Source organism: Thioclava sp. UBA3469, from assembly GCF_002378135.1.
In the GTDB taxonomy this organism is placed as follows: domain Bacteria; phylum Pseudomonadota; class Alphaproteobacteria; order Rhodobacterales; family Rhodobacteraceae; genus Thioclava; species Thioclava sediminum.
The window spans coordinates 1-8,439 of sequence record NZ_DFRG01000240.1; the positions used below are offsets into that span (position 1 = coordinate 1).

10 protein-coding genes are annotated in these 8,439 nt (G+C 65.1%); 4 read left to right on the forward strand and 6 right to left on the reverse strand.

Features of this window, described 5'->3' with window-relative positions; genetic code table 11:
• From B3D39_RS17425 to B3D39_RS17450, 6 genes are all read right to left on the reverse strand, one after another.
• Positions 1-234: AAA family ATPase (locus tag B3D39_RS17425; protein ID WP_286789919.1), on the reverse strand; the 234-nt coding region annotated here is incomplete at its 3' end.
• A complete protein-coding gene (gene minC, locus B3D39_RS17430; RefSeq protein ID WP_078547897.1) occupies positions 231-995 on the reverse strand; it encodes a septum site-determining protein MinC in 765 nt (254 codons plus the stop codon). The genes minC and B3D39_RS17425, both read right to left, overlap by 4 nt.
• A 229-nt stretch (positions 996-1,224) precedes the next feature.
• A complete protein-coding gene (locus B3D39_RS17435; RefSeq protein ID WP_274962198.1) occupies positions 1,225-2,034 on the reverse strand; it encodes a hypothetical protein in 810 nt (269 codons plus the stop codon).
• Between the two features lie 3 nt (positions 2,035-2,037).
• A complete protein-coding gene (locus B3D39_RS17440) occupies positions 2,038-3,354 on the reverse strand; it encodes a hypothetical protein (RefSeq protein WP_078541783.1) in 1,317 nt (438 codons plus the stop codon).
• A gap of 220 nt (positions 3,355-3,574) precedes the next feature.
• Positions 3,575-4,354: a DUF4394 domain-containing protein gene (locus tag B3D39_RS17445; RefSeq protein WP_274962197.1), complete on the reverse strand. Its 780-nt coding sequence runs from the start codon at positions 4,352-4,354 to the stop codon at positions 3,575-3,577.
• Between the two features lie 179 nt (positions 4,355-4,533).
• Complete coding sequence (locus B3D39_RS17450; RefSeq protein ID WP_078547905.1) at positions 4,534-5,031, reverse strand: lactoylglutathione lyase family protein; 498 nt, start codon at positions 5,029-5,031, stop codon at positions 4,534-4,536.
• A gap of 102 nt (positions 5,032-5,133) precedes the next feature.
• On the opposite strand from B3D39_RS17450, the gene B3D39_RS17455 reads away from it, so the two are divergent.
• The 4 genes from B3D39_RS17455 to B3D39_RS17470 form a co-directional block, all read left to right on the forward strand.
• Positions 5,134-6,021: a LysR family transcriptional regulator gene (locus B3D39_RS17455; RefSeq protein WP_274962196.1), complete on the forward strand. Its 888-nt coding sequence runs from the start codon at positions 5,134-5,136 to the stop codon at positions 6,019-6,021.
• 143 nt (positions 6,022-6,164) lie between these two features.
• Positions 6,165-6,719 (forward strand): sigma-70 family RNA polymerase sigma factor, encoded by a 555-nt coding sequence (locus B3D39_RS17460; RefSeq protein WP_078520217.1) that lies wholly within the window; start codon positions 6,165-6,167, stop codon positions 6,717-6,719.
• Positions 6,716-7,447 carry an anti-sigma factor gene (locus tag B3D39_RS17465; protein WP_274962195.1) on the forward strand — a complete coding sequence of 244 codons (732 nt, stop codon included), beginning with the start codon at positions 6,716-6,718 and terminating at the stop codon, positions 7,445-7,447. The genes B3D39_RS17460 and B3D39_RS17465 overlap by 4 nt, the downstream gene beginning before the upstream one ends.
• Positions 7,448-7,577: 130 nt before the next feature.
• Positions 7,578-8,439, forward strand: an 862-nt coding sequence (locus B3D39_RS17470) for an Orn/Lys/Arg decarboxylase N-terminal domain-containing protein (protein WP_286789920.1), incomplete at its 3' end; no start/stop codon positions are given.

Below are 8,439 nucleotides of genomic sequence, written 5' to 3' on the forward strand. Positions count from 1 at the left end.
CCGCGCATCGGCCTGAATGACGTTGATGAAGTCGAACGCCACGCGGCGCTCGCAACCCATGATCATGTCGAGGTTGCGCAGGCCCACGTCGAAATCGATCACGACGGTTTTATGGCCGCGCTTGGCGAGACCGGCAGAGATTGCGGCGGCGGAAGTGGTCTTGCCCACGCCCCCCTTGCCCGAGGTGATCACGATCACCTTGCCGAGCGGCGAATCGTCCTTGAGTTGCGTCATTCGAACGCCTCCACACAGAGTTTGTCATCGTCGAGGAAAACCTGCACGGGCTTGCGACGAAGCTCCGCGGGGATGGTTTCGCTCGTTTTGTAAAGGCCCGCGATCGCGAGCAATTCGGCGTCGAGCTGGCGGCAGAAGATACGCGCGCTCTCATCGCCATGTGCGCCTGCCATCGCCCGTCCACGCAGCGTGCCGTAGACATGGATGTTGCCCGCCGCGACCAGTTCCGCTCCCGAGGCGACCGAGCCGACGACCGTGAGATCGCCATGTTCGGCCACGATCATCTGGCCCGAACGCACCGGCGTCTGCACGACCTTGTTGCGCGGGACCGGCGGGGCCGCCCGCTTCGCCGCGGGCTGCGGCTTTTGCGGTTTTTGCGGCTTCGGCTCGGGCATCGCGGTTTCGCGGCCCACCTTGATCGGGATAATTCCGTAACCTTTTACGGCGTTTAGCTGCGCCTCGGTGGCGTTTTGCGCCCCGAAGATCTGCAGATCGCGTGCGAAAAGGTTGTCGATCATGTCGCGCACGTCGGCCGGTTTCGAGAACTCCGGCACCTGCGCGAAGTCCAGCACCATCGGCGCTCCGGCCAACAGATGCGGCGTCTTCGCGAGCTGCGCATCGAGCGCGGCATAGAACACGTCATCAGGCGCGTCTGTCTCGAGCCGTAGCGCGATGGCGGTCAGGAACAGACCGCGGAACTGGAAAGGTTGAACCGAGACCGGCGCAGGCTTCTGCCCGGTCGGAGATAGGGTATCTGACACGAGGGTAGCTCGCTTCTGCTCAGGAGTCGGGGCGCATCGTGCACCCACGTTGTTTTTCTTTGTTGTGTCGGATCACGCACTGCAAACGCCAGCACAAAATCGCGATGGCCTCTCTACTCGGCTAAATCCTGCCGTCAACCGGAAGTAGACGAAGTTTTCGTGTTCAGGCGCAGAGGCGGACCCAGATCGCAGGTTGACCCAGCGTCGGCAGCGGTATCGCCGCGCCGGATCACTCGAGCATCGCCGTCGCGAGCTGGCTGTCGAGAAGCTCCTCGGGCAGCAGGATGTAGATATCTTCCGGCGGCGTCGTCAGAGAATAGATCATCACGCCGGGATCGACGCCCATGTCGATCAGATATTCCATCGTCCGCCCCTGCCCGCGCTGGATTTCCTCGACCGCGAAATAGGCGGGCATGTAGAGGTTCTCGTCGTAGTAATGCTGGTGCATCCCGACATAGCCGTCGGGCGAGACACGACGTTCCTGACCTGCCGCGAGGACATAGGGACAGGCCGACATGCAGGCCATGCCGGGCAGGATCACGGTGTTCTTCTCGGCCTCGCGCAGCACGCGGCCAATTGCCAGTGCCTCGGTGACTTCACCGCCCGGACTGCTGAGCGCGACTGTCGTCGGGGGTTCCTCGGTCGCGTCGCCTTCGGCAAAGCGCTCGAGATAGGTTTCCAGCCGATCCGCATCGCCCGGCGCGATGGCGCCGTTCAGCAGCAGCACCGAGCCGATGCCCTCGACCTCTTCGCGCTCGAAGGTCAGCCGGTCGGGATAGTTCGACGGCAGTTCGATCCCCGGCGGCAGCGCAGGCGCATCCCGGCGTGGCGTCGGACGTGCGGGATCGAAGCGGCGGCGCTGATCGCCCGGCGCGACCGGCTCGGTCATTTCCGGCACAGCGGAGGGCGGCTGCGGGCGATAGCGCCCCAGCCAGTCGCCCGCGATCATCACCACGGCGATGCCGACCTGCACCAGCAGGACGACGCGCAGCCATCGGCGCACGTCGAACCGGTCGAAGTTTGGCAGCGACAGGCGCATCGCTCAGCTCTCCGCAGGGCGCGGCGGCGGATCCGCGGGCGCAGGCGGGTCGACCTTCTCGGACACCCGCTTGAGCATCTCGGCATCGGCGCCCCCCATCGTCTGCTCGACATCGCGCATCGCGTTCAGCGCGGCTTTCAGATCGGCCAGCGTCAGCGTCTCCTCGATCGGCAGCCCGTCGCGGCCCGAACGGATCGCGGCCTGCGTCACCGCCAGCACGAAGACCAGCACGGCGGGCAGCAGGTCGATCGCAATCGCCCCGGCCCAGGAAGGCACGAAACTGCCCGCGTAACGGATCACGGCCTCGGCGCTGGTGATCGGGTTATAGGCGGTCTGGATCGGCGGATCGCGGGCCAGAACCTCATCGGCGGCGCGCTCGAGCGTGCGGCCCCGCTGATCAAGCGCCTCCAGCACGGAATCGATGGTCGAGCTTTGCGCATCGCGGACATTGGTCGTGCGCCCGTCCAGTTCCGGCAGCACGACCGACGCCGGCAGATCCTGCGCTGCCCGCGCCACCAGCGGCGCGACAGACAGCTGATCAAGCCGCGCGATCACGCCCGCCAGCCGCACGCTTTGCTCGGCAAATTCGACCGAGCGTTTCTCCACCGGGCCGGGCGCCACGATCAGCGCGCGCATCCGCCCGAGGATCTGGTTGCCGGTCTCGAAGGAGTCGTCGATCAGCGGCTGCTGCGCGCGGATCTGCTCTTCGAGATTGGCAAGCTCCTCGGTCTTCTGGGTCAGAACACGGAACACCGCACCCCGCCCTGCAGTGCCCGACAGCTGGCCCGATTGTTCCTGATCCGCCAGCGCCTCGAAGGCGGCACGCGCGCGTTCAACCTCGCGGCCCAGCGCCTGCGCCGAGAGCGCGATGTCATGGGCCTGCTCCAGCGCGGACTGGTAGTCGCGCACCGTGGTGTCCAGATGCTGCTCCACCGCCGCCGAGCCCGCCAGCGCCGCCGCATTGAGCCAGCTCGACATCGCGACGATGGCCAGAGAGCCGACGATGGTCGAGACCGTCAGCCCCAGAAACCCGCTCGCCGTGCGCATCGCGGGCAGAAGCCGCAGCATGTAGCTCCAGAAGACGAAAATCCCGACCGAAACGGCGATGGAATAGGCCAGCGCCGCGAAGAAGCTCATCGCGCCGTTATCCTCGAGGATCGAGGACACGCCGAGATAGGTGTAGATCCCCGAGGCGATCGCCAGCACGCCCAGCGCGGCCGGCGTGATCGTGTCGAGCCAGGCCAGATGGCCCTCCAACTCCTTCGCGGTGCGCAGACCCTTGGTCTCGGCCGCGCTCAGTCTCTTGGTGGGTTCGGTCATCTGGGGCTCGCCCTTCTCGAAATTGGGATCGGGAATTGATCACAATTGGGGCACGGCACGGTGAATTTTAAGGGTTTGGAAAGAATAGTTTACTTCAGCCTGCGCCTGCGCGCGCCCGCTTGCGGCGGTTTCGCGCGTGATCTGCACCCGAATTGGTGAGGCCACCCGGGGGACTCCGGGTGGCCTCGTCTTGACGAACCGGCCACAACCGGCGCCCCACTTACATCGCCGGCAGGATCGTCAAGTCACGGATGTCGCCGCCGGCCCCTTCGACCATGCCCTTGCCCATCGCCTCACCACTCTCGAGGTCGACGGTGTAGAGCATGTTCCCGGTGGCGAGCCACGCCGTGTTTTTCATGTCTTCGGTGGTCTGGATGTCGAACGCATAGCCCTCGCCCGGCATGTCGATGCCGAACTTGCCGATGGCGGCGAGCGTGCCGTCATTGGGCGAGGTCTGCTGGATCAGCGCGACGATGGTGGAATCCACGTCATACATCGCGGTGCTGTCGGGCATCCCGTAGCTGTTGGCGTAGGCGGCCGCCGCGATCGCCGGGGCCTCGCCTGCATGCATGTCCTTTTCCTCATAAGCGAGGCTGCCATCGACGGTCACTTCGCCGGTCTCGACATTGACGCGGTGATTGGTGGTGCCCGACATGAAGCGCAGCTTGTCGGCCTTCGGGTTGAAATCGACGATAACCGGCCCGTCCACGGGCAGCATCGTGTCCATCTGCGAGACTTTCGTCGCGGCACCGCTTTCCATGTCGATCGTGTAGAGCGCCTGATCGGCATCCACCGCGACCAACGTCTTGTTCGACGGGCGCAGATCGATCCCGTGCAGCTTCGCGGTGCCGGTGACATCCATCGTGCCGGTGACTTCGAGCGTCTCGGTATCGAACATCACGAGCGTCTTGTCGCCCACGAGGCCGATGGCCGAGGCCGCCAAGGCGCCGCTTGCGCCCATTGCGGTGACGAGAGCGGTCGAGAGGGTCAGTTTCAGCATGGTTATTCCTTTCGTTTCCCTGTTCGCGGCAAGCGCCTTTCGCGCCTTCCATGCCCCCTAGACCCGGCCAGATGCGGATCGGATGCAGGAAATCAAAATTTTTCTGCGAGGTCGTGCGCGCCCCCCCTGCGAGGCAAAGAAAACACCGGCCCCATGAGTGACGGGACCGGTGAGAAAGATCAGACGTAGGCGCCCGCCGAATAGGTCAGATCATAGCTGTGACTGTAGATCTCGAAGACGATGCCGAACGGGTCTTCGACATAGACCATGCGGTAGGGCTTGGAGCCGGGGAAGTATTCCCGGATCGGCATCCGCTGCCGCCCGCCAGCGTCGACGATGCGCTGGGTCAACCCTTCCACATCAGGGTCCTGCACGGCGAAATGAAAGGTGCCGTGGCGCTTGTGTTCCAGCTTGTCCTCTGGCGCGTAATTGCCGGGGAACTCGAAGATCTCGATACCGATGCCATCGGCGGTCGACAGATGCGCGATCCGCAGCGAGCCCCATCCGGGCCCGAACACATCGGTGCACATCACGCCAATGGCGCTGTCGTCCTCGACGGCCTCGGAGGGCTCCATCACGACGTAGAACCCGAGAACCTCGGAATAGAACGTCACGGCGGCCTCGAGGTCGGGAACCGACAGGCCGATATGGGAGAAGGTGCGCGGGGTGGTTGCCATCTCAAGGCTCCTTTCAGGTTGCGATGACAGCGATATGGATTGTCATACCCTTCATGTGAAATTATCATATTTCATTTGAACAATTACGATCCGTTATCCTTCATGCTGAACGCTACCTGGCTCGAAACCTTCACCGCGCTTTGCGAGGCCGGGCATTTCACCCGCGCCGCGGAGCGGTTGCACATGACCCAGCCGGGCGTGAGCCAGCACCTCAAGAAGCTGGAAGCTCAGGTCGGACAAAAGCTGATCACGTGGCAGGGCAAGAGCTTCACGCTGACCCCGGCGGGCGAGGCGGTTTTCGCGCTCGGCCTGTCGCGGCGGGCCGAAGAGAAACGCCTGCGCGACGCGATCGAGACCGATGATCGGGATGCGGGGCCGGTGCATATCGCCTGTTCAGGCAGTTTCGCGATGCTGCTCTACCCGATCCTGCTGGAATGGATGCAAAGCGCGCCGGATTTGAGCGTCCATCTGCAGGCCGCGCCACAGGCGGATATTCTGGCGGGACTGCTGGAGGGGCGGTTCGACCTTGGTGTGCTCGGCACGGACCCGGATCACGCGCGGCTCGAGGCGCAGCATATCGGGCGCGAGGAGCTGTGCCTCCTGCTGCCTGCCGGTGCCGCGCCGCCCGACGCCTTCGCCGATCTCGACGCGCACGGCTTCATCGCCCATCCCGACGGCTTCGCCTATGCCGACGACCTGCTGAAGCTGAACTTCCCCGAGGACTATCCCGGCGCCGACCGGCTGCGCCTGCGCGGTTCGGTCAACCAGATCGGCCAGATCCCCGCCCCGGTTGCCCGGGGGATCGGCTACACCCTCCTGCCGCGCAGTGGGGTCGAGGCCTTTGCAGACAAGGCGCAGCTCTCTGTCGTCCCTCTACCGAAGCGTCGCTGGCACGAACTGTGGCTGGCCTCCCGGCGCGGGCGCAGCGCCCCAGCGCGCGTGCTCCATACGCAAGAGATGATCGCCGAAGCCGCCCGGCAATTGCGTTGAGCGCCACGCTTTTCGACCGAAATCCAAGATTATTTTCATCCAATCGACTGTTTCGCGGGTCTAGAGCTTGGAAACAGGAGAAAATCGTGAAGAACTTGGTCCGGGAGAGACCGCCGCGCGGCAGGCGGAACATGGGAGCGTTTATGACGAAAGCGGAAAGCTGCCCCGTTGCGCAGGCGCTGCACGATTGCGCCGAGGGCGATGCGGGCGCGCTTGAGCGGCTGGTGGCGTTGGAAGGCGGGCGCATGCTGGGCGTGGCCAAGCGCATCCTGGGCCGCACCGATCTGGCCGAGGAAGCCTTGCAGGAGGCGCTGGTGCGCATCTGGCGCAAGGCCGGGCAATTCAGCGGCAATCCCGGCTCGGCCAAGGGCTGGGTCTACACCGTGCTGCGCAGCCGCTGCCTGAACATTCTGCGCGACGGCAAACGGCTGAGCCTGCTCTCGCCCGAGGAATTGGGGGCGTTGCAGGACGCGCGCGAGCAAAGCGTGCCCGAAGAGGGCTGGCAGATGCTCGCAGGCTCCAGCCGCCTGCGCGATTGCCTGGAGGCGCTCGACCCCGCCAGCCGCCATTCGATCCTGCTCGCCCATGTCGGCGGGTTCAGCCATGGCGAGATCGCCGCGCGCCAGTCGGTGCCGCTGGGGACGGCGAAAAGCTGGATCCGGCGCGGATTGGCCAGCCTGAGGGAGTGCCTGTCATGAGCCTGAACCGGACCGACCTCAACGCCATCGCAGACGATTACGTCATTGGCCTGCTCGGGGAAACCGAGGCCGAGTTGTTCGAGGAACTGCTGGCGCGCGACCCTGCGCTGGAGGCCCGCGTGGCGGCGCTGCGCGACGGGTTGCTCCCGCTCGACCTCTCGGCGCCCAAGGCCGACCTGCCGGATGATTTCATGGAGCGCCTGCGCGAACGCATCGCAGCGGAACCTGCGCGCGAAGACGCCGCCCCGCGGGGGGTGACGATCACGCCGGTCACGCCGCAAGCCGACAACCTGCCGCAAGCCCCGCGCACGAAGCGGCGCTGGTTGATCGCGGCGGGGATCATCGGCCTCGCGGTGGGGCTGGGCACCGGCACGTTGCGCCCGACGCCAGAGCCGCGCGTGGTCGCCGTTCTGATGAACGCATCGGGCGAGCCGCAGGCCGTGATCGAGGATTACGGCAATCGCGATGCCAAGATCCGCTTCGTGGCCGATGTGACGCTGCCCTCGGGCAAAACGATCCAAGCCTGGACTCTTCCTTCGCCGGAGACGGGCCCGGTGTCGCTCGGCACGCTCGACAGGGTGGCGCCTGCGGTACTGACCGGCCCTGAGCTGCCCGCTCCCGCACCGCAGCAGCTCTACGAGATCACGCTCGAACCCGCAGGCGGCTCGCCCACAGGGCGCCCGACCGGCCCGATCCTTGGCAAAGGCTTCGCCCATATCCAGAGCTGATCCGGCCCTGCCCGTGCGGGAGGGTCTCCCGCACGGGCTTGACCTTGCCTATATTCGGCTGAAATGAACAGGGCGCGGCGCACGCGCCCCATTCGCCCGACCCAGACAGGCCCGAGAGAGGACCCCCCTGATGAAATTTCGCTTCCCGATTGTCATCATCGACGAGGATTTTCGCTCCGAGAATACCTCCGGTCTCGGCATCCGGGCACTCGCGCAAGCCATCGAGGCCGACGGGTTCGAAGTGCTCGGCGTCACCAGCTACGGCGACCTGTCGCAATTCGCCCAACAGCAAAGCCGCGCCTCGGCCTTCGTGCTGGCGATCGACGACGAGGAATTCTCCTCCGGTCCCGAACTGGACCCGGCGGTCGAGAAGCTGCGCGCCTTCATCGAGGAAGTGCGCTGGAAAAACGCCGATGTGCCGATCTTCCTGCATGGCGAGACCAAGACCTCGCGCCACCTGCCCAACGATATCCTGCGCGAGCTGCACGGCTTCATCCACATGTTCGAGGATACGCCGGAATTCGTCGCCAAGCACATCATCCGCGAGGCGAAAAGCTATCTCGAAAGCATTCAGCCGCCCTTCTTCAAGCAGTTGCTCGACTATGCCGAAGACGGCTCCTACTCGTGGCACTGCCCAGGCCATTCCGGCGGCGTCGCCTTCCTGAAATCGCCGATCGGCCAGATGTATCACCAGTTCTACGGTGAAAACATGCTGCGCGCCGATGTCTGCAACGCGGTGGAGGAGCTGGGCCAGCTGCTCGATCATAACGGCGCGATCGGCGCCTCCGAGCGCAACGCCGCGCGGATCTTCAACTCCGATCACTGCTTCTTCGTGACCAACGGCACCTCGACCTCGAACAAGATGGTCTGGCACCACACGGTCGCGCCGGGCGACGTGGTCGTGGTCGACCGCAACTGCCACAAATCGATCCTGCACGCGATCATCATGACCGGCGCGATCCCGGTCTTCCTCAAGCCCACGCGCAACCACT

What these genes read in the sequence shown, in the direction of transcription:
- B3D39_RS17445 (WP_274962197.1), bottom strand. Translation starts at nt 4,354, where the DNA reads ATGCTGAAACTGACCCTCTCGACCGCTCTCGTCACCGCAATGGGCGCA.
- B3D39_RS17450 (WP_078547905.1), bottom strand. Translation starts at nt 5,031, where the DNA reads ATGGCAACCACCCCGCGCACCTTCTCCCATATCGGCCTGTCGGTTCCC.
- B3D39_RS17440 (WP_078541783.1), bottom strand. Translation starts at nt 3,354, where the DNA reads ATGACCGAACCCACCAAGAGACTGAGCGCGGCCGAGACCAAGGGTCTG.
- B3D39_RS17435 (WP_274962198.1), bottom strand. Translation starts at nt 2,034, where the DNA reads ATGCGCCTGTCGCTGCCAAACTTCGACCGGTTCGACGTGCGCCGATGG.
- B3D39_RS17455 (WP_274962196.1), top strand. Translation starts at nt 5,134, where the DNA reads ATGCTGAACGCTACCTGGCTCGAAACCTTCACCGCGCTTTGCGAGGCC.
- B3D39_RS17460 (WP_078520217.1), top strand. Translation starts at nt 6,165, where the DNA reads ATGACGAAAGCGGAAAGCTGCCCCGTTGCGCAGGCGCTGCACGATTGC.
- B3D39_RS17465 (WP_274962195.1), top strand. Translation starts at nt 6,716, where the DNA reads ATGAGCCTGAACCGGACCGACCTCAACGCCATCGCAGACGATTACGTC.